We start from the raw sequence: 337 nt of genomic DNA, 5'->3' as shown, positions 1-337 counted from the left end.
GATTTCAGGCAGAAGTATCCCGTCTTCTTCACTTGATGATTCATTCTCTCTACAGCAACCGGGAAATCTTTTTGCGGGAGCTGATTTCCAATGCGTCGGATGCGTGCGACAAGTTACGTTTCCAGGCGCTGGATAATCCTGCGTTGCTGGAGCAAGGTGGTGAACCCCGCATTACCCTGCAAGTGGACAAGGACGCGGGCACGTTGACCATTACCGACAACGGCATTGGCATGGGCCAGGATGAGGTAGTGGATAACCTGGGTACGATTGCCCGTTCCGGGACGGAAAAATTCCTCGCCAGCCTGAGTGGTGATCAGAAGAAAGACGCTCAGCTGAT

Annotated in this window: 1 protein-coding gene; it reads left to right on the top strand. The window is 53.1% G+C overall.

The window, feature by feature from the left end; translation table 11 throughout:
- Positions 1-337, top strand: a 337-nt coding sequence (locus A3754_RS05855) for an ATP-binding protein (RefSeq protein WP_197468493.1), incomplete at both ends; no start/stop codon positions are given.

Source organism: Alcanivorax sp. HI0083, assembly GCF_001635175.1.
Note: the sequence above shows the minus strand (reverse complement) of the source record. Positions and strands in the feature narration are given on the sequence as shown.